Genomic DNA, 19,243 nt, shown 5'->3' with positions numbered 1-19,243 from the left:
GTAAAAAAATATTTTAAAGAGGTAAATATACACATGCAAGGAGTTCTTCTCGCGCTTGTTCCAATGTTTGCTTGGGGTTCTATCGGATTTGTAGCTAATAAATTTGGTGGTGATGCTAAACAACAAACACTTGGAATGACTTTGGGCGCTTTTGTTTTTGCACTTATTGTTTTCTTATTCCGCATGCCAACGTTGACATGGCAAATTTTCTTAATTGGATTTATTGGTGGATTGCTTTGGGCAATTGGACAATTTGGTCAGTTTAATTCAATGAAATACATGGGTGTTTCAGTAGCAAGTCCACTTTCATCAGGAAGTCAATTAGTAATTGGTGGATTGATTGGGGTTTTTGCTTTCCACGAATGGACAAAACAAATTCAATTTATTCTCGGATTTATTGCGATGGCTGTTTTGGTAGTTGGGTTCTATTTCTCAGCTAAACGTGACCCAGAAAATGCAGTTGTTGAAGAAGGACGTAATTATACTAAAGGATTGACTGCTTTAACTTACTCAACTTTGGGATATGTTATCTATGTTATTCTTTTCAATAATTTAGCAGTACTTTGGTTCAATGTTCATTTTGATACATTGACAATTATCTTGCCAATGTCAGTTGGAATGATTTTTGGAGCACTTGTAATGGGTCGTTTCAAAATTAAAATGGAAAAATATGTTTATCAAAATATGATTGTTGGAGCAATGTGGGGTGTAGGTAATATCTTTATGCTTATGGCTGCAAGCGCTGCTGGTAACGCAATTGCCTTTTCATTCTCGCAATTAGGTGTCATCATTTCAACTATTGGAGGAATTCTCTTCCTTGGTGAAAAGAAAACCAAAAAAGAATTGGTTTATGTTGGAATTGGGATTGTTTTATTCGTAACAGGTGCAATTTTACTTGCAATTGTAAAATCTAAAGGATAATAAAAAAGCTGTCAGTAAATTGACGGCTTTTTTATAAGCTAATTTACTTACAGCTTTTCGGTCAGTAAAATTTTAGAGTTTTTCATTAACAAAATTTACAAAATGATTCCAAAAAACCTTTGGAGCACTACTACGAGGGACAGTTTTCTTGGCAACCAATGGAATTTGTTCTGCTGTACAATTTGGAAGATAGCCTAAACTATCCTTTACCGTAGTAGAAAGAGTGACAAGTTTTTGGCTTTTAGTCACAGTTGCTTCAACTGAGGCTGTTTTTTTCTTACTAAATTTGACTGTCAGTGATTTTGTATCTGCACTACCATCTGTAGCATAAGGAACAACGGGAGTGATATTTTGTGGAGCAACGAGTTGAACAGATTTTTCTTTTCCATCAGTCACAGCAATTTCTTTAAAATCATCTAAGGATTGGTTTTTTTGCACAAGACTGGTCGTACGCCAATGCCCATAAACATAGTTCATCAGTTGATTTGTGAGGGTGAAAGGAGTTGAGTTGTCAGCAGCAGGATCTGTAGCTTCTAAAACAACCGTAATGATTCTAAAACCGTTTTGATTTGTTGTTCCAGCAAAACAGTCAATTTGAAAACTTGTTGAACCTGTTTTCAAACCATCCACACCAGTTCTTGAAGTAGAAAAACCACTAAGCATTTGATTGGTATTAGTTAAGGTCATCTTTGCTTCATTGCCGGTATCAAAAGGAATTTCTGTTTTTTTAGTGATTTGAAGAATTTCTGGGAAATCTTGAATAAGATGATAACTAAGTGTTGCTACAGCCTTTGCGCTCATTGTGTTTGTTGCTGAGGCACCAGACCCTGGATAAATATGACCGTTTAAATCATCATTTGGTAAGCCAGAAGCATTGACGAGATGGCTGTCAGTAATTCCCCAGTCTTTCATTTGTTTTGTCATCATATCAACAAATTTTGGTTCTGAACCAGCAATTTTTTCAGCTAAAGCGACAGCAGCAGAATTTGCTGACGGAAGAAGTAAAGCATTCAATAAATCTTTGACAGTATATTGACCGTTTTGAGCAAGGGGAATATTGGAAGCATTAGAATTTTGAGTTAATTCATAAGCATAATCTGAAATAGGAACTTTAGTATTCCAAGTCAATTTATTCTCAGCTACATTTTTGTAAACCAAATAGGCTGTCAGTAATTTTGTGATAGAGGCAATGCGAGTGCTTGCATCATCAGCATTTTGTGCGTATAAAATTTTACCACTTGAGGCATCAATAGCAATTGCTGATTTAGCAGCAACCGTAAAGTCATTTGTCGTTGGAGTCGTAGCGGCACTGACTGAAAAGCCCGAAAGGGCTGACAGACTAATCAGGAAACTACAAAAAATAATTGCAATTTTTTTCATGATTCGATTATACCATAGTCTCATCGTAAGGTACAATAGATTCAAAACTTGATAGATGATGAAATAGTTTTATTTTTTCAAAATCAATTCTAAAAAATAGATTGACAATGGTTATAAAAAATGATATTATATTAAACGGTACTTTTTACTTTGGACTCTCAGGAGAACTTGTATAAGTTGCTAAACTTCTTGTCAGAACTTGGCTTAAGCGACCATATACTGACTAAAAAATTGGCGATTCGCCATCCAATAAAAAGAAAGGAATGCTTTTGTATTTCTCATCGCTTCGCATAAAATGTGGAAAAATACAAAAAGCAGACAGTAAAATGCCTACAATTAACCAATTGGTACGCAAACCACGTCGTGCTCAAGTGACTAAATCTAAATCACCAGCAATGAACGTTGGCTACAACAGCCGTAAAAAAGTACAAACTAAACTTGCAAGCCCACAAAAACGTGGAGTAGCAACTCGTGTTGGTACTATGACTCCTAAAAAACCTAACTCAGCGCTTCGTAAATTCGCGCGTGTACGTCTTTCAAACCTTATGGAAGTAACAGCGTACATCCCAGGTATCGGACATAACCTCCAAGAACACAGTGTTGTACTTCTTCGTGGTGGACGTGTAAAAGACCTTCCAGGGGTACGTTACCACATCGTTCGTGGTGCACTTGATACTGCAGGTGTTGCTGACCGTAAACAAAGCCGTTCTAAATACGGTGCTAAAAAACCAAAAGCTTAAGAAGGGAGATAAGTAAGAATGCGTAAAAATCGTGCCCCAAAACGTGAAGTTTTGGCAGATCCAATGTACAACTCAATCGTCGTAACTCGTCTTATCAACCGCGTTATGCTTGATGGTAAACGTGGTGTTGCGGCTCAAATCGTTTACGGTGCCTTCAAACAAATTGAAGAAGCTACTGGAAACAACCCACTCGAAGTCTTCGAAACTGCTATGGAAAACATCATGCCAGTTCTTGAAGTTCGCGCTCGTCGTGTCGGTGGTTCTAACTATCAAGTCCCAGTTGAAGTTCGTCCAGAACGTCGTACAACTCTTGGACTTCGTTGGTTGGTAACAATCGCTCGTAACCGTGGTGAACACACAATGCAAGATCGTCTTGCAAAAGAAATCTTGGATGCAGCTAACAACACAGGTGCAGCAGTCAAAAAACGTGAAGATACTCACAAAATGGCTGAAGCTAACCGTGCGTTCGCTCACTTCCGCTGGTAAAATCTATTTGCTTTGCAGCTGCTTTGTCAGAAGAACCCTTGCGTACTCTAGTACGCTTCGGAACCTTCTTTTTCGCTTCTGCTTAGCAAATAAATTTTACGATCAGTCTTAAAGATTGTAAAGTAACATCGAATTGATGTAAAAACGAACATTACCGGGCTTGGGCTCCTCGCCTGCTCGGTTTTGTTTTAATTTTTTAACATTAATTTGATACAATAAAACTAATGAGAAATTCTCATGACTAAAATCAAATAGGAGAACAAAATGGCTCGCGAATTTTCACTTGCTAATACACGTAATATCGGTATCATGGCCCACGTCGATGCTGGTAAAACAACAACAACTGAACGTGTTCTTTACTACACTGGTAAAATCCATAAAATCGGTGAAACTCACGAAGGTGCATCACAAATGGACTGGATGGAGCAAGAACAAGAACGTGGTATCACAATCACATCTGCAGCAACAACTGCTGAATGGAAAGGTAACCGCGTAAATATCATTGACACACCAGGTCACGTGGACTTCACAATCGAAGTACAACGTTCACTCCGTGTTCTTGATGGTGCTGTTACTGTTCTTGATGCTCAATCAGGTGTTGAACCACAAACAGAAACTGTATGGCGTCAAGCGACTGAATACGGTGTTCCGCGTATCGTTTTTGCTAACAAAATGGACAAAATCGGTGCTGATTTCTACTACTCACTTTCTACTTTGGGAGATCGTTTGGGTGCTAATGCTCATCCAATCCAAATTCCAATTGGTGCAGAAGATGACTTCATCGGTATCATTGACTTGGTAACTATGAAATCTGAAATCTATACTAACGACCTTGGTACAGATATTAAAGAAACTGTTGTAGGTTCAGACGAATTTAACGCTGAATTGGCGGCTTTGGACTTCAATGCTGAAGAATACACAGAACTTGCAAACGAATGGCGTGAAAAACTCATCGAAGCCATTGCTGATTTCGATGAAGATATCATGGAAAAATATTTTGCTGGTGAAGAAATTCCAGAAGCAGAACTTAAAGCTGCTATCCGTAAAGCAACAATCAATGTTGATTTCTACCCAATGCTTGCTGGTTCTGCCTTCAAGAACAAAGGTGTTCAAATGATGCTTGATGCAGTTATTGACTACCTTCCAAGCCCACTTGATATCCCTGCTATCCAAGGTGTTAATCCAGATACAGACGAAGAAGACGAACGCCCAGCTTCAGATGAAGAACCATTTGCAGCTCTTGCTTTCAAAATCATGACTGACCCATTTGTTGGACGTCTTTCATTCTTCCGTGTTTACTCAGGTACACTTGATGCTGGTTCATACGTTTTGAACACTTCAAAAGGTAAACGTGAACGTATCGGACGTATTCTTCAAATGCACGCTAACACTCGTAAAGAAATCCAAACAGTTTACGCTGGGGATATCGCTGCTGCTGTTGGTTTGAAAAATACAACAACTGGTGACTCATTGACAGATGAAAAAGCTAAAATCATCCTTGAATCAATTGAAGTTCCAGAACCAGTTATCCAATTGATGGTTGAACCTAAAACTAAAGCTGACCAAGATAAGATGGGTGTTGCCCTTCAAAAATTGGCTGAAGAAGATCCAACTTTCCGTGTTGAAACAAACCCAGAAACTGGTGAAACAGTTATCTCTGGTATGGGTGAACTTCACTTGGACGTTCTTGTTGACCGTATGAAACGTGAATTCAAAGTTGAAGCAAACGTTGGTGCGCCTCAAGTTGCTTACCGTGAAACATTCCGCGCTGGAACTTCAGCACGTGGATTCTTCAAACGTCAATCAGGTGGTAAAGGTCAATACGGTGACGTATGGATCGAATTCACACCTAACGAAGAAGGCGCTGGATTTGAATTTGAAAATGCTATCGTCGGTGGTGTCGTTCCTCGTGAATTCGTACCAGCCGTTGAAAAAGGTTTGGTAGAAACTATGGCTAACGGTGTCCTTGCTGGATACCCAATGGTTGACATTAAAGCTAAACTTTATGATGGTTCATACCATGATGTCGATTCATCAGAAACTGCCTTCAAGGTTGCCGCTTCTCTTGCAATGAAAGAAGCTGCTAAAACTGCGAAACCAGCGATTCTTGAACCAATGATGAAAGTTACAATCACTGTTCCTGAAGAAAACCTTGGAGATATCATGGGTCACGTGACTGCTCGTCGTGGTCAAGTTAACTCAATGGAAGCTCACGGTAAATCACAAATCGTTAATGCTTTCGTTCCACTTGCTGAAATGTTCGGTTACGCAACTACTCTCCGTTCATCTACACAAGGACGTGGTACTTTCATGATGGTATTTGACCACTATTCAGACGTACCTAAATCAGTACAAGAAGAAATTATTGCTAAAAACGGCCGTAACGCTGACTAAGCTTTAATTTTAAAAATATGAGATAACCTGTCAGTACTGACAGGTTATTTTTTACTGACAAAATTTTTTGGTTTAGTTTCACTTTATCTTGACTTAATGAACTATTAAGTCAGTGAAGCTATAATATATTTATTCCAAAAAATTTTTCATAACTTTACTCCTAAAAGTGAGAAAGCAGTATCTAAGTGATACTGCTTTTTTATTTTGATTTTAAAATGAAAGGTTACTGACAGAAAAATATTTTATGAATCTGAAATCTGTCAGTAAAATTGTTTCATGTGAAACTTGAATGTTCGGAAATGCCATGCTATAATAAGCTTATCAAATAGGAGATGAGATAATAAATGAAAAGAAACGAACGTTTAGTTGATTTTACAAATTTTTTAATTAATCATCCCAATCAAATGCTAAATTTAAATGAATTAAGTAAACATTATGAGGTGGCCAAATCATCTATCTCAGAAGATTTAGTATTTATCAAACGTGTTTTTGAAAACCAAGGAGTAGGTCTGGTTGAAACTTTCCCAGGTAGCCTTGGAGGAGTTCGGTTTACGCCTTACATTACTGACGAACGTTCGTTGGAAATGAGTCAGGAAATTGCTGAACTTTTACGTGAAGAAAATCGAATTTTACCTGGAGGATATATTTATCTGTCAGATATTTTGGGTACTCCATCAAATCTTCGTAAAATCGGTCAAATTATTGCTCATGAGTATCATGAAAAGCAAGTTGATGTCGTCATGACTATTGCCACAAAAGGGATTCCAATTGCTCAGTCGGTTGCTGAGATTCTAGATGTTCCTTTCGTAATTGTTCGTCGTGACCCTAAAGTGACCGAAGGAGCAACGCTTAATGTAAATTATATGTCAGGCTCAAGCTCTCGTGTTGAAAATATGACTTTATCCAAACGGAGTCTTTCAATTGGTCAAAATGTTTTGATCGTTGACGACTTCATGAAAGGCGCAGGAACAATCAATGGAATGAGAAGTCTTGTTCATGAATTTGATTGTTTACTTGCCGGTGTTGCCGTTTTTCTTGAAGGACCATTTAAAGGTGAGCGATTGATTGATGATTACAAATCAATCTTGAAAGTTGATCGAATTGACATTGCTAACCGCTCAATTGATGTTCAATTGGGAAATATATTTAATGACAAATAAAAAAGTTACTGACAGGATATTCTGTCAGTAACTTTTTCTATTTATTCACTTAAAAGAAAGAAATTTTGTTGAGTGGCCACACTCGTAATTTCGCTTCACCAACAATTGCTGAACGTTTGAAAGTTCCAACTGCGCGACTATCTTGAGAAACTACCCGATTATCTCCCATCAGGAAGTATTGTCCCTCAGGAACTTTTACTGTAAAGGTTGGGTTACCAGTGCTATCAGTGGTAAATGCTTTGGTACTTTGAGCTAAACTCACAAACAAACTGCGGTTTTGTTCACTGAGTGCATTTGTTAAAGGATACGTACCGTAAGTTTTTTCCAACTGACCGTCAGCAAGTTGCTTTTGGTAATCTTTGAGATAATTTTCTGGATAAACTTTGTTATTGATTGTGAGTTGGTCATGGTCAAATTTTATAGTATCACCGGGCATTCCAATGACACGTTTCACGATATCTTTAGTTGAACCATCGGCTGTTTCTTCTTTGGCAACAACAATATCAAAACGATTAATAGTTGATTTTTTTACAATAACCAGACGTTCTTTGTCAGCTAAAGTTGGGTCCATTGAATGACCATCCACAACAACAAGTGACCAAAGAAAGACACGGGAGAGAAGAATAGCGATAATTATAAAGAGAAATAATCCCCACTCTTTTAAAAATTTCATCATAATTTTACTTTCTATAATTGAGCGATTTTAATCGCTTTTTGTGTATTAGCAAAATGAAGTTTTGCTAACTGATTCAGAGCATCAACTCCCTGACTTTTGATAATTTGTGCTGCAATTTTGTCAGATAAATTTCCTGCCCCACTGGGTAACGTGAAACCTGATTCTTTAGATAAGTTTTTTAGATTCTCTAAAAAAAGATAACGAGAAATAATTGAACTGACAGCAACAGCCAGAAACTGATCTTCAGCTTTTGTCAGTAAAGTTACCTTTGTCAGCGGATGATTTTGCTCTTTATTAACATATTTTTTATAATTTGCTTCCGTTGTAAAAGCATCAATAACAATATTTTCAGGCTTATGACCTAATTGTTTTTCAAGAAGATAAATAGCTTGGTTATGGAGAGCAACTTTAATGCTGACAGCATTATAACCAGAAGCAATCACCTCATTATACTTGACAGGTTCAACCACTAAAGCAACATGTGGAATTTTATCAATCAATTTTGGAGCAATTTGACAAATTTTTTCGTCAGTTAATTTTTTAGAATCAGCGACTCCAATTTCCTTTAGAAAATTCAAGTTTTCTTCACTGACAAAACTAGCAGTAACCATTAAACCACCAAAATATGACCCGTTGCCCACTTCGTCAGTCCCAATAAGATTTGCTTGTTTTTGAGGAACGACTTGAGCAATATGACCAAAGTCACTCGCTAATTTTTCAGCCTCGTTTCCTTGAAAAACAACTTTTCCAGAAGTGTAAACCGAGATAGAAGTTTTCCCGACCTTGGCAAAAAAAGTGATGTAAGGATTTTTGGAAACTTGCTCATAGGATTTGTATTTCTCAGCGAGCTGTTGGCGTTCTTTAGTCTCTAATTTTAGAACAATATTCATAAGAACATTCTACCATAAATTAGCTATTCTAGAATAAGAATCCGACCATTTATTAAAAATAATTTCTTATTAGAATCTATTATAGCAAACATGTTGTAAAATAATGAAAAAAGTCTTCATATTCTAAATACGAAGACCTCAAAGTTAGTCAACTTTCTCACTTAAACGCCCATCTTCCATCAGATAAACTTTGTCACAATAATCAACCAAACGTAAATCATGAGTGACCATAATTGTTGCCTTATTTTTTTCTTTTGCTTCCTTAGCTAATATTTTAACCACTTCATAAGCTTTTTCAGTATCCAAACTTGCCGTCGGTTCATCAGCCAAAATGATTGTAGGGTCATTATATAAAGCACGAACAATAGCTACCCGTTGACGTTCTCCACCAGAAAGTTCCTCAGGATATTTATCCACCAATTTCTCAAGCCCCAAACGGTTGAGTAGGTCTAATCCTGCTCTATTTTCTTTTGCCTTATTTACCTTGTCAACCAGTTGAAGTTGTTTCTTAACCGTTAAGAATGGCACGAGATTAGAAGCTTGTAAAATAAAACCAATTTCTTCAAAACGAACCTTAGCGCGTGCTTTCTCCTTTTTTTCATTTAAAGCTCGCCCATTAATCCAAATTTCCCCAGAAGAAGGACTTTGTAGTCCGCCGGCAATAGTAAGTAAAGTACTTTTCCCAGAACCTGAAGGTCCAATGATTGCCACAAACTCACCCTTATCAACAGAGAAATTAGTTTCTTTTAAAGCCTCTATTGTTTCATCCCCATCCTTAAAAGATTTTTTGACATTTTTTAATTCAATAGCTTTCATTATTTCTCCTATCCAATCGCTTTTAGTGGATCAATTTTGACAATTGCTCTGACAGAGAACAAAGCGCCCACAATTGCAACCACAATCATTAAAAGGGTAATCACTCCAAAGAAGAGGAGATTTGTTTGAAAAGGAACGGCTTCTGGTAAAATTAAGGCAGAACCTAAAGTGGCTAACAAACCAATTAATACACCACTAAAAGCTAAAATAAAAGTTTGAGCAATGACAGAATTACTAATAAAGCGACTGGAAATTCCCTGAGCCTTCATTACCCCAAAAATCGCTATTTTTTGCATTGTCAGAACATAAATAAAGATTCCAATGACAACCGCAGCAATAACCACTAGAAAGCCAATCATGAAACCAAAGGTCAAAACTTGTGCACTATAACCAGGAAGTTTATCTATAAATTTACTGATAGATAATTTTTGGATTCCTTTAGGCTGTTGGCTAATTTTTCCGCGCGTGACGATAGCATTGTAAGTAGTTTTAGGTTGAAAATTGGAATTTGAACCATAACGAATTTGTTGGAAAGTTTCTAAAGAAGTATAAAGCACAGGTGAAATATTGAATTTAGCATTATCTGTAAAACCAACAATAGTCACTACTTCATTATTGGTTGCTAATTTAATTTTATCACCAACTTTATAATCATATTGATTTTTAAAACTAATATCAGCCACTACCTCGCCCCTATTTTTAAAATCCCTTCCTTCCATAATATTGGGATTTAAAAATTCATTTGAATTAATTCCAAAAAAACTGACATTATTTTTTTTACTTTCATCATTGGCATCATAAACAATCCCAGCAGTTTGAGCGAGAACAGCCTTTTCTTTCGCCTTCACCTGACTGGCAATATCTGAATCAATCATTGACATATTGAGAGAATCATTGGCTTTCTCAGATAAAAAAATATCAGTTGCTTTCCATTTATCAACTGCCATCCTATTTTCTTGGGCTAAACCATAGGCTAAACCAGATAAGAAAAATACAAGATAGGAAATCAAAAACATGACACCAATTACGAGAGCATATCTTAATTTTGAATGTTTAATTTCATTAATTGCTAAAAACATCATTGAGCTCCTATTTTCTATATAAATCCCCCAAATTTCCGAGGACTAACTGAATAAAAGGACTTGTATTATATAAACCCCTTTTAAAAAAGCCTATCATAGTTCAAGTGAAAGTGCTACCATAATGCTTGTGGCAAAAACCACAAAGAAACATTTGAAAGGATATAAAACTAAAAAATACATAATCCACGAAAAGAAGTAAATAAAGGGGATATAATCCCTAAAATGTCTTGACAAACCCAGGAATAATATGATATGATGATAAACGGTATTGTTTACCCCATTTTTGTGGCCCCGGAAACCCAAAAATACTTTGCAGGACTCTTACACCTGCTGTAAACAAATTCTAGTAAAAGGAAAATAACCAAAATGATGAAAACTACATTCATGGCTAACGCTCAAAACGTTGACCGTAAATGGTACGTCGTCGATGCAACTGATGTTCCTCTTGGACGTCTTTCTGCAGTTGTCGCAAGCGTACTTCGCGGAAAAAACAAACCAACATACACACCACATACTGACACAGGTGATTTCGTAATCGTTGTTAATGCTGAAAAAATCAAATTGACTGGTAAAAAAGCAACTGATAAAGTATATTACTCACACTCACTTCACCCAGGTGGATTGAAATCAGTTACTGCTGGTGAACTCCGTGAAAAAAATGCTGTACGTTTGATTGAAAAATCAGTAAAAGGTATGCTTCCACACAACACACTTGGACGTGCTCAAGGCATGAAACTTAAAGTGTTTGTTGGCGCAGAACACACACATACAGCTCAAAAACCTGAAGTCCTTGACATCACAGGTTTGATTTAATCAGGAAGGAACGAACATAATGGCACAAGTACAATATGCCGGCACAGGCCGTCGTAAAAATGCAGTAGCACGCGTACGTCTCGTACCTGGTACTGGTAAAATCACAGTTAACGGACGTGAAGTAGAAAGCTACATCCCACACGCAGACATGCGTCTCGTTATCAACCAACCATTTGCAGCTACACAAACAGAAGGTAGCTACGATACACTCGTAAACGTAAACGGTGGTGGAGTATCAGGTCAAGCAGGGGCTATCCGTCACGGAATCGCTCGTGCATTGCTCCAAGTAGATCCAGACTTCCGTAGCGCTTTGAAACGCGCTGGACTTCTTACACGTGACGCTCGTATGGTTGAACGTAAAAAACCAGGTCTCAAAAAAGCCCGCAAAGCATCACAATTCTCAAAACGTTAATATTATTCATATATCAATGTTTAAAGCACTTCCGTATGGAGGTGCTTTTTTTATTAAGTTTACACCTAAAAAACCTGTGAACTCTCCCGAAATATCCAAATGACAAAAATAAATAAACTAATAAATTACATTTTCTATAAAAATGTACAGTTCAAAACATGACAACCGCGGGGTTTTCCGGATGTAAGATAAAAAAAGGGATAAAAGTCACAGTTAATTCTTGACAATGAGAAGTAGGTTTGATAGAATATAATAGTTGTCGCAAGAGACGAGGGTCTTGAAGCGATAAGCTAGACCATTGAAAACTGAATAAAGAAGAATGACTCATGTGATGTAGTAAGATACATCAAAAATCTGTCAATCAATAATGAAAGACAAGCCAGTCACCTAGGTGACTTAAATACTTTATTTGAGAGTTTGATCCTGGCTCAGGACGAACGCTGGCGGCGTGCCTAATACATGCAAGTTGAGCGCTGAAGGTTGGTACTTGTACCGACTGGATGAGCAGCGAACGGGTGAGTAACGCGTGGGGAATCTGCCTTTGAGCGGGGGACAACATTTGGAAACGAATGCTAATACCGCATAACAACTTTAAACACAAGTTTTAAGTTTGAAAGATGCAATTGCATCACTCAAAGATGATCCCGCGTTGTATTAGCTAGTTGGTGAGGTAAAGGCTCACCAAGGCGATGATACATAGCCGACCTGAGAGGGTGATCGGCCACATTGGGACTGAGACACGGCCCAAACTCCTACGGGAGGCAGCAGTAGGGAATCTTCGGCAATGGACGAAAGTCTGACCGAGCAACGCCGCGTGAGTGAAGAAGGTTTTCGGATCGTAAAACTCTGTTGGTAGAGAAGAACGTTGGTGAGAGTGGAAAGCTCATCAAGTGACGGTAACTACCCAGAAAGGGACGGCTAACTACGTGCCAGCAGCCGCGGTAATACGTAGGTCCCGAGCGTTGTCCGGATTTATTGGGCGTAAAGCGAGCGCAGGTGGTTTATTAAGTCTGGTGTAAAAGGCAGTGGCTCAACCATTGTATGCATTGGAAACTGGTAGACTTGAGTGCAGGAGAGGAGAGTGGAATTCCATGTGTAGCGGTGAAATGCGTAGATATATGGAGGAACACCGGTGGCGAAAGCGGCTCTCTGGCCTGTAACTGACACTGAGGCTCGAAAGCGTGGGGAGCAAACAGGATTAGATACCCTGGTAGTCCACGCCGTAAACGATGAGTGCTAGATGTAGGGAGCTATAAGTTCTCTGTATCGCAGCTAACGCAATAAGCACTCCGCCTGGGGAGTACGACCGCAAGGTTGAAACTCAAAGGAATTGACGGGGGCCCGCACAAGCGGTGGAGCATGTGGTTTAATTCGAAGCAACGCGAAGAACCTTACCAGGTCTTGACATACTCGTGCTATTCCTAGAGATAGGAAGTTCCTTCGGGACACGGGATACAGGTGGTGCATGGTTGTCGTCAGCTCGTGTCGTGAGATGTTGGGTTAAGTCCCGCAACGAGCGCAACCCCTATTGTTAGTTGCCATCATTAAGTTGGGCACTCTAACGAGACTGCCGGTGATAAACCGGAGGAAGGTGGGGATGACGTCAAATCATCATGCCCCTTATGACCTGGGCTACACACGTGCTACAATGGATGGTACAACGAGTCGCGAGACAGTGATGTTTAGCTAATCTCTTAAAACCATTCTCAGTTCGGATTGTAGGCTGCAACTCGCCTACATGAAGTCGGAATCGCTAGTAATCGCGGATCAGCACGCCGCGGTGAATACGTTCCCGGGCCTTGTACACACCGCCCGTCACACCACGGGAGTTGGGAGTACCCGAAGTAGGTTGCCTAACCGCAAGGAGGGCGCTTCCTAAGGTAAGACCGATGACTGGGGTGAAGTCGTAACAAGGTAGCCGTATCGGAAGGTGCGGCTGGATCACCTCCTTTCTAAGGAATATATACAAAGACGTGAGCATTCAACTTTATTCAGTTTTGAGGGGTTTAGTGATAAACCTAAGCAAGAATCAAATTCTTGATTGTGGGGCCTTAGCTCAGCTGGGAGAGCGCCTGCTTTGCACGCAGGAGGTCAGCGGTTCGATCCCGCTAGGCTCCATTGTCAGACAAGACGTTAAAATCACTTGAACATTGAAAACTAAATAACAATATCTAATAACGATAAATAAACCAAAAGCTGTGAATTTTAAAGAATTTACAAACTTATACTTGAAAAACGATGATTATAAATCATCATGGCAAAGTTAATAAGGGCGCACGGTGGATGCCTTGGCACTAAGAGCCGATGAAGGACGTGACTAACGACGATATTCTAGGGGGAGCAGTAAGTACGCCTTGATCCCTAGGTCTCCGAATGGGGAAACCCAGCTGCTACTAGCAGTTATTCATGAGTGAATACATAGCTCATGTAAAGGTAACGCAGAGAACTGAAACATCTAAGTACCTGCAGGAAGAGAAAGTAAAAACGATTTCGTAAGTAGCGGCGAGCGAACGCGAAGAAGGGCAAACCAAGAAGCTTGCTTCTTGGGGTTGTAGGACTGCAACGTGGACTTAAGCATTATAGTCGAATAACCTGGGAAGGTTAATCAAAGAGGGTAATAATCCCGTAGACGAAATAGCGCTTATACCTAGCAGTATCCTGAGTAGGGCTGGACACGCGAAATCCAGTTTGAATCCGGGAGGACCATCTCCCAACCCTAAATACTCCTTAGTGACCGATAGTGAACCAGTACCGTGAGGGAAAGGTGAAAAGAACCCCGAGAGGGGAGTGAAATAGCACCTGAAACCGTGTGCCTACAAGAAGTTCGAGCCCGTTAATGGGTGAGAGCGTGCCTTTTGTAGAATGAACCGGCGAGTTACGTTATGATGCGAGGTTAAGTTGAAGAGACGGAGCCGTAGGGAAACCGAGTCTGAATAGGGCGACTTAGTATCATGATGTAGACCCGAAACCTAGTGACCTATCCATGAGCAGGGTGAAGGTGTGGTAAGACGCACTGGAGGCCCGAACCAGGACACGTTGAAAAGTGTTTGGATGACTTGTGGATAGCGGAGAAATTCCAAACGAACTGGGAGATAGCTGGTTCTCTCCGAAATAGCTTTAGGGCTAGCGTCGAAATGTAAGTGTATTGGAGGTAGAGCACTGTTTGGGTGAGGGGTCCGTCTAGGATTACCAATCTCAGATAAACTCCGAATGCTAATACACATGTTCGGCAGTCAGACTGCGAGTGCTAAGATCCGTAGTCGAAAGGGAAACAGCCCAGACCAACAGCTAAGGTCCCAAAATATATGTTAAGTGGAAAAGGATGTGGGGTTGCACAGACAACTAGGATGTTAGCTCAGAAGCAGCTATCATTCAAAGAGTGCGTAATAGCTCACTAGTCGAGTGACCCTGCGCCGAAAATGTACCGGGGCTAAACATATTACCGAAGCTTTGGATTGATATTTTATCAATGGTAGGAGAGCGTTCTTAACCGCGATGAAGGTATACCGTGAGGAGTGCTGGAGCGTTAAGAAGTGAGAATGCCGGTATGAGTAGCGCAAGATAAGTGAGAATCTTATCCACCGTAAGACTAAGGTTTCCAGGGGAAGGCTCGTCCGCCCTGGGTTAGTCGGGACCTAAGGCGAGGCCGAAAGGCGTAGTCGATGGACAACTGGTTGATATTCCAGTACTAGATATGATCGTGATGGAGGGACGCAGTAGGCTAAGAGATGCCAGTTAATGGATTCTGGTCTAAGCAGTGAGGTGTGAGATGTGTCAAATGCATTTCTCTTTAACATTGAGCTGTGATGGGGAAGCAACTACGGTTGCGAACTCTCTGATGTCACACTGCCAAGAAAAGCTTCTAGCGTAAAGTCATATCTACCCGTACCGCAAACCGACACAGGTAGTCGAGGCGAGTAGCCTCAGGTGATCGAGAGAACTCTCGTTAAGGAACTCGGCAAAATAGCCCCGTAACTTCGGGAGAAGGGGTGCTGGTGTAAAAGCCAGCCGCAGTGAATAGGCCCAAGCAACTGTTTATCAAAAACACAGCTCTCTGCTAAACCGCAAGGTGATGTATAGGGGGTGACGCCTGCCCGGTGCTGGAAGGTTAAGAGGAGTGCTTAGACGTAAGTCGAAGGTATGAATTGAAGCCCCAGTAAACGGCGGCCGTAACTATAACGGTCCTAAGGTAGCGAAATTCCTTGTCGGGTAAGTTCCGACCCGCACGAAAGGCGTAATGATTTGGGCACTGTCTCAACGAGAGACTCGGTGAAATTTTAGTACCTGTGAAGATGCAGGTTACCCGCGACAGGACGGAAAGACCCCATGGAGCTTTACTGTAGTTTGATATTGAGTACCTGTAAGTCATGTACAGGATAGGTAGGAGCCATTGAAATAGGGACGCTAGTTTCTATTGAGGCGTTGTTGGGATACTACCCTTGACTTATGGTTACTCTAACCCGCTGGCATAATCGGCCAGGGAGACAGTGTCTGACGGACAGTTTGACTGGGGCGGTCGCCTCCTAAAGAGTAACGGAGGCGCTCAAAGGTTGGCTCAGATTGGTTGGAAATCAATCGTAGAGTGTAAAGGTAAAAGCCAGCTTGACTGCGAGAGCTACAACTCGAGCAGGTAGGAAACTAGGACTTAGTGATCCGGTGGTACCGCATGGAAGGGCCATCGCTCAACGGATAAAAGCTACCCTGGGGATAACAGGCTTATCTCCCCCAAGAGTTCACATCGACGGGGAGGTTTGGCACCTCGATGTCGGCTCGTCGCATCCTGGGGCTGTAGTCGGTCCCAAGGGTTGGGCTGTTCGCCCATTAAAGCGGCACGCGAGCTGGGTTCAGAACGTCGTGAGACAGTTCGGTCCCTATCCGTCGCGGGCGTAGGTAATTTGAGAGGATCTGTCCTTAGTACGAGAGGACCGGGATGGACTTACCGCTGGTGTACCAGTTGTTCCGCCAGGAGCACGGCTGGATAGCTATGTAGGGAAGGGATAAGCGCTGAAAGCATCTAAGTGCGAAGCCCACCTCAAGATGAGATTACCCATTCGTAAGAATTAAGAGCCCAGAGAGATGATCTGGTAGATAGGCTGGAAGTGGAAGAGTTGCGAGACTTGGAGCGGACCAGTACTAATCGCTCGAGGACTTTACCAAAAGAGTCAAATATAATAGGCTTATGGTTTAAAAGTTAGAAGAATTGTTATTTAGTTTTGAATGTTCAAGGTAACATTTAATGATTTGGTCATCATTGCGATGGAGATACACCTGTTCCCATGTCGAACACAGAAGTTAAGTCCATCTACGGCGGAAGTACTTGGGGGTTGCCCCCTGGGAGATAGGCGAGTGGCCAAGTTTTGGGAGTTTAGCTCAGCTGGGAGAGCATCTGCCTTACAAGCAGAGGGTCAGCGGTTCGATCCCGTTAACTCCCATTGGTTGTTTCAGCCATTAAGTGAATAAAGAGTTTGGAAGGGTAGCGAAGAGGCTAAACGCGGCGGACTGTAAATCCGCTCCTTCGGGTTCGGGGGTTCGAATCCCTCCCCTTCCATAGAAAACGGGCATCGTATAAAGGTAGTACAAAGGTCTCCAAAACCTTTAGTGTGGGTTCAATTCCTGCTGCCCGTGTTTCATTATGGCGGATGTGGTGAAGTGGTTAACACACCGGCTTGTGGCGCCGGCACTCGCGAGTTCGATCCTCGTCATCCGCCTTTTTAATGGGGTATAGCCAAGCGGTAAGGCAAGGGACTTTGACTCCCTCATGCGTTGGTTCGAATCCAGCTACCCCAGTTGTTATGTTTCGCCGAAGTGGCGGAATAGGCAGACGCGCCAGACTCAAAATCTGGTTCCTTCACGGGAGTGCCGGTTCGACCCCGGCCTTCGGCATAACATAAAAGCTAACATGCCTATTGTTAGCTTTTTTTATATAATTAATTGGATTATTTTATAGTTAACAAAAAACTACTGAAAATTATTGAATTCAGTAGTTTTTTGTTATATTAAATGCGTTTTTAAAATCAGTAAAAGCGTAAAGTCTGAACTGAAAAGCTTGCTCCAACAATGATAAAAATATAGCCAATAATCAAGGATTTGAGAATATTTCCGTCGCCATGAACGATTAGAGGAATCAAAAATCCTGCTAAGCACAGAATTGGGGTCCATGTTCTAGTTGCTAGATTATGCCAGGCTAAATAGAAAATTAATAGTGAAAGAATTGCTCCCACAGCTAGAATTAAAATCAGTAGTGTAGAGTTGATTGCTGTTAGATTACCATTTATCCAGAAGACGCCATGTTTTAGTATCTCATCCACCTTTCCTCTGTAAGTCCCATCAATATCATACCGTTGCCAATCTACTTTAAAAAAAGTATGGTTTAAGGCAATATAAGTGATGGTAATAAGTAGCGAAAGAATGGAATATAAAAATAAAATCCATCTTTTAATATTATTTGGTTTGTTTATAAAATTTTTCATAGTTCTCCTTTTTACATTATTTTTAATAAGGTAATAGTTTAAAAAATGTGTCTAGTAGTTTGATTGCAGATCCACTAAAAAGATTCACTGAGCTATGGACAATCGCGCTCTCGATGAAATTATTTCTTTTTGAATAAACCCAAGTAATAATAAAAGAAAGGATGAGATATGGAAGTAAGTACCAAGAAAATCCTGTATGGACAAGAGCGAAAAGTAGAGAAGAGATTAGAAAGGCAATCTTTTTATTAGTTATTGAACCAAAAACATAACTTCTAAACAATAGCTCTTCCGAAAGTGGAACAATAATTCCTAGTATATATTTTTGACAAATGGTTGGTAGTTGGCCTAAAATATCCGACATACCAGTATCACTCGTCACGGAAGAAATAATTTGTGTTTTTAGGACAAATACTGTTGCTAGATAATTAATTGTTAAAGTGAAAAACACAATCCCCATCAGCCCAAAAATACGCTTTAAATGCCAGTTTTTAAGTGTGTTTTTTAGATACCCAAGCTTCCAAGCAATTATAAAAATGAGTATTAATACCACAGTCATTAATAGTGGGAAGGTCCAAGAAGAATTAGTATATAAAAAATCGGTAAAGAAAAAGATTCTTTTATTAAAGAAATAGGCAAAAACTAAAACAAGGGGATATTGATAAAGAATGTTTAATAAAAGAAAAAATAGAATTCCTAAAATATTAATTTTGTATTTTTTTAAAATCATGGCTGTTCTCTTGTAAAAATTTTTAGTGAGTGTTGCAGGTTCATCACTATAAATTTTTGAAGTTCATTTAAATTCTTCTTCATAAGCATCTCCTTAATTATAAAAAACTATATATTCAAACTATTTTGAATATATAGCATAATATTAGCACTTGATCAATAACATGTCAAAGAAATTTGTGTGTATTTTTAATATAAATACCATTATTTAATCAAAAGTAGTATGTATAATAAGTTTCATCTACTAAAAAATAGATAAACTGACCTATTATAAATA

14 protein-coding genes, 7 tRNA genes and 3 rRNA genes are annotated in these 19,243 nt (G+C 39.9%); 17 read left to right on the top strand and 7 right to left on the bottom strand.

Going from position 1 to position 19,243, the window contains the following annotated elements:
• Positions 1-33 precede the first annotated feature (33 nt).
• Positions 34-921 carry a GRP family sugar transporter gene (locus ACRYLU_RS11750; protein WP_003132622.1) on the top strand — a complete coding sequence of 296 codons (888 nt, stop codon included), beginning with the start codon at positions 34-36 and terminating at the stop codon, positions 919-921.
• Positions 922-993: 72 nt separating this feature from the next.
• On the opposite strand, the gene ACRYLU_RS11745 is transcribed toward ACRYLU_RS11750, so the two are convergent.
• A complete protein-coding gene (locus tag ACRYLU_RS11745; RefSeq protein WP_445081029.1) occupies positions 994-2,301 on the bottom strand; it encodes a serine hydrolase in 1,308 nt (435 codons plus the stop codon).
• Between the two features lie 326 nt (positions 2,302-2,627).
• Between ACRYLU_RS11745 and rpsL the strand changes: the two genes are divergently transcribed.
• The 4 genes from rpsL to purR all read left to right on the top strand — a co-directional run bounded on the left by rpsL (position 2,628) and on the right by purR (position 7,081).
• Entirely contained in the window at positions 2,628-3,041 is a 414-nt protein-coding gene (rpsL, locus tag ACRYLU_RS11740; protein WP_003129874.1) for a 30S ribosomal protein S12, read from the top strand.
• A gap of 18 nt (positions 3,042-3,059) precedes the next feature.
• Positions 3,060-3,527 carry a 30S ribosomal protein S7 gene (rpsG, locus tag ACRYLU_RS11735; RefSeq protein ID WP_003129876.1) on the top strand — a complete coding sequence of 156 codons (468 nt, stop codon included), beginning with the start codon at positions 3,060-3,062 and terminating at the stop codon, positions 3,525-3,527.
• Between the two features lie 264 nt (positions 3,528-3,791).
• On the top strand, positions 3,792-5,921 hold the full coding sequence (fusA, locus tag ACRYLU_RS11730; RefSeq protein ID WP_003129877.1) for an elongation factor G: 2,130 nt from the start codon (positions 3,792-3,794) through the stop codon (positions 5,919-5,921).
• 344 nt (positions 5,922-6,265) lie between these two features.
• On the top strand, positions 6,266-7,081 hold the full coding sequence (gene purR / locus ACRYLU_RS11725) for a pur operon repressor (protein ID WP_010906422.1): 816 nt from the start codon (positions 6,266-6,268) through the stop codon (positions 7,079-7,081).
• Between the two features lie 49 nt (positions 7,082-7,130).
• Here the strand turns inward: purR and lepB are convergent, their stop codons facing one another.
• From lepB to ACRYLU_RS11705, 4 genes are all read right to left on the bottom strand, one after another.
• On the bottom strand, positions 7,131-7,757 hold the full coding sequence (gene lepB, locus ACRYLU_RS11720; protein ID WP_021721835.1) for a signal peptidase I: 627 nt from the start codon (positions 7,755-7,757) through the stop codon (positions 7,131-7,133).
• Between the two features lie 11 nt (positions 7,758-7,768).
• A complete protein-coding gene (rnhC, locus tag ACRYLU_RS11715; RefSeq protein ID WP_445081028.1) occupies positions 7,769-8,647 on the bottom strand; it encodes a ribonuclease HIII in 879 nt (292 codons plus the stop codon).
• A gap of 144 nt (positions 8,648-8,791) precedes the next feature.
• Positions 8,792-9,463 carry an ABC transporter ATP-binding protein gene (locus ACRYLU_RS11710; protein WP_021721837.1) on the bottom strand — a complete coding sequence of 224 codons (672 nt, stop codon included), beginning with the start codon at positions 9,461-9,463 and terminating at the stop codon, positions 8,792-8,794.
• A gap of 8 nt (positions 9,464-9,471) precedes the next feature.
• A complete protein-coding gene (locus ACRYLU_RS11705; RefSeq protein ID WP_445081389.1) occupies positions 9,472-10,542 on the bottom strand; it encodes an ABC transporter permease in 1,071 nt (356 codons plus the stop codon).
• 369 nt (positions 10,543-10,911) lie between these two features.
• Here ACRYLU_RS11705 and rplM point away from each other — a divergent pair, with 369 nt between their 5' ends.
• The 12 genes from rplM (at position 10,912) to ACRYLU_RS11645 (ending at position 17,653) form a co-directional block, all read left to right on the top strand.
• On the top strand, positions 10,912-11,358 hold the full coding sequence (gene rplM, locus ACRYLU_RS11700) for a 50S ribosomal protein L13 (RefSeq protein ID WP_010906417.1): 447 nt from the start codon (positions 10,912-10,914) through the stop codon (positions 11,356-11,358).
• Between the two features lie 19 nt (positions 11,359-11,377).
• A complete protein-coding gene (gene rpsI, locus ACRYLU_RS11695; protein ID WP_004254378.1) occupies positions 11,378-11,770 on the top strand; it encodes a 30S ribosomal protein S9 in 393 nt (130 codons plus the stop codon).
• A 405-nt stretch (positions 11,771-12,175) separates the two neighbouring features.
• Positions 12,176-13,722, top strand: a 16S ribosomal RNA gene (locus ACRYLU_RS11690).
• A gap of 93 nt (positions 13,723-13,815) precedes the next feature.
• Positions 13,816-13,888: transfer RNA gene (locus tag ACRYLU_RS11685), tRNA-Ala, on the top strand.
• 138 nt (positions 13,889-14,026) lie between these two features.
• Positions 14,027-16,927, top strand: a 23S ribosomal RNA gene (locus tag ACRYLU_RS11680).
• An 83-nt stretch (positions 16,928-17,010) separates the two neighbouring features.
• Positions 17,011-17,126, top strand: a 5S ribosomal RNA gene (rrf, locus tag ACRYLU_RS11675).
• Together the 16S, 23S and 5S rRNA genes with 7 tRNA genes alongside form the textbook arrangement of a ribosomal RNA operon.
• Before the next feature lie 3 nt (positions 17,127-17,129).
• Positions 17,130-17,202 (top strand) — tRNA-Val (locus tag ACRYLU_RS11670).
• A 35-nt stretch (positions 17,203-17,237) separates the two neighbouring features.
• Positions 17,238-17,318, top strand: a tRNA-Tyr gene (locus ACRYLU_RS11665).
• 6 nt (positions 17,319-17,324) lie between these two features.
• A tRNA-Trp gene (locus ACRYLU_RS11660) sits at positions 17,325-17,395 on the top strand.
• A 10-nt stretch (positions 17,396-17,405) separates the two neighbouring features.
• Positions 17,406-17,478: transfer RNA gene (locus tag ACRYLU_RS11655), tRNA-His, on the top strand.
• 7 nt (positions 17,479-17,485) lie between these two features.
• Positions 17,486-17,557, top strand: a tRNA-Gln gene (locus ACRYLU_RS11650).
• 12 nt (positions 17,558-17,569) lie between these two features.
• Positions 17,570-17,653, top strand: a tRNA-Leu gene (locus ACRYLU_RS11645).
• A 131-nt stretch (positions 17,654-17,784) separates the two neighbouring features.
• Here ACRYLU_RS11645 and ACRYLU_RS11640 read toward each other — a convergent pair.
• Both ACRYLU_RS11640 and ACRYLU_RS11635 read right to left on the bottom strand, forming a co-directional pair.
• Entirely contained in the window at positions 17,785-18,240 is a 456-nt protein-coding gene (locus ACRYLU_RS11640; protein ID WP_104143805.1) for a transporter, read from the bottom strand.
• Between the two features lie 22 nt (positions 18,241-18,262).
• Entirely contained in the window at positions 18,263-18,967 is a 705-nt protein-coding gene (locus tag ACRYLU_RS11635; protein ID WP_445081027.1) for a lysostaphin resistance A-like protein, read from the bottom strand.
• Between the last annotated feature and the right edge of the window lie 276 nt (positions 18,968-19,243).

The sequence above is a fragment of the Lactococcus sp. KTH0-1S genome, assembly GCF_052544945.1.
The sequence above is the reverse complement of the archived record's forward strand: the minus strand, read 5'-3'. Positions and strand labels throughout refer to the sequence as shown.

Coding starts and splice junctions, on each gene's coding strand:
- ACRYLU_RS11750 (WP_003132622.1), top strand. CDS start 34: ATGCAAGGAGTTCTTCTCGCGCTTGTTCCAATGTTTGCTTGGGGTTCT.
- ACRYLU_RS11745 (WP_445081029.1), bottom strand. CDS start 2,301: ATGAAAAAAATTGCAATTATTTTTTGTAGTTTCCTGATTAGTCTGTCA.
- rpsL (WP_003129874.1), top strand. CDS start 2,628: ATGCCTACAATTAACCAATTGGTACGCAAACCACGTCGTGCTCAAGTG.
- rpsG (WP_003129876.1), top strand. CDS start 3,060: ATGCGTAAAAATCGTGCCCCAAAACGTGAAGTTTTGGCAGATCCAATG.
- fusA (WP_003129877.1), top strand. CDS start 3,792: ATGGCTCGCGAATTTTCACTTGCTAATACACGTAATATCGGTATCATG.
- purR (WP_010906422.1), top strand. CDS start 6,266: ATGAAAAGAAACGAACGTTTAGTTGATTTTACAAATTTTTTAATTAAT.
- lepB (WP_021721835.1), bottom strand. CDS start 7,757: ATGATGAAATTTTTAAAAGAGTGGGGATTATTTCTCTTTATAATTATC.
- rnhC (WP_445081028.1), bottom strand. CDS start 8,647: ATGAATATTGTTCTAAAATTAGAGACTAAAGAACGCCAACAGCTCGCT.
- ACRYLU_RS11710 (WP_021721837.1), bottom strand. CDS start 9,463: ATGAAAGCTATTGAATTAAAAAATGTCAAAAAATCTTTTAAGGATGGG.
- ACRYLU_RS11705 (WP_445081389.1), bottom strand. CDS start 10,542: ATGTTTTTAGCAATTAATGAAATTAAACATTCAAAATTAAGATATGCT.
- rplM (WP_010906417.1), top strand. CDS start 10,912: ATGATGAAAACTACATTCATGGCTAACGCTCAAAACGTTGACCGTAAA.
- rpsI (WP_004254378.1), top strand. CDS start 11,378: ATGGCACAAGTACAATATGCCGGCACAGGCCGTCGTAAAAATGCAGTA.
- ACRYLU_RS11640 (WP_104143805.1), bottom strand. CDS start 18,240: ATGAAAAATTTTATAAACAAACCAAATAATATTAAAAGATGGATTTTA.
- ACRYLU_RS11635 (WP_445081027.1), bottom strand. CDS start 18,967: ATGATTTTAAAAAAATACAAAATTAATATTTTAGGAATTCTATTTTTT.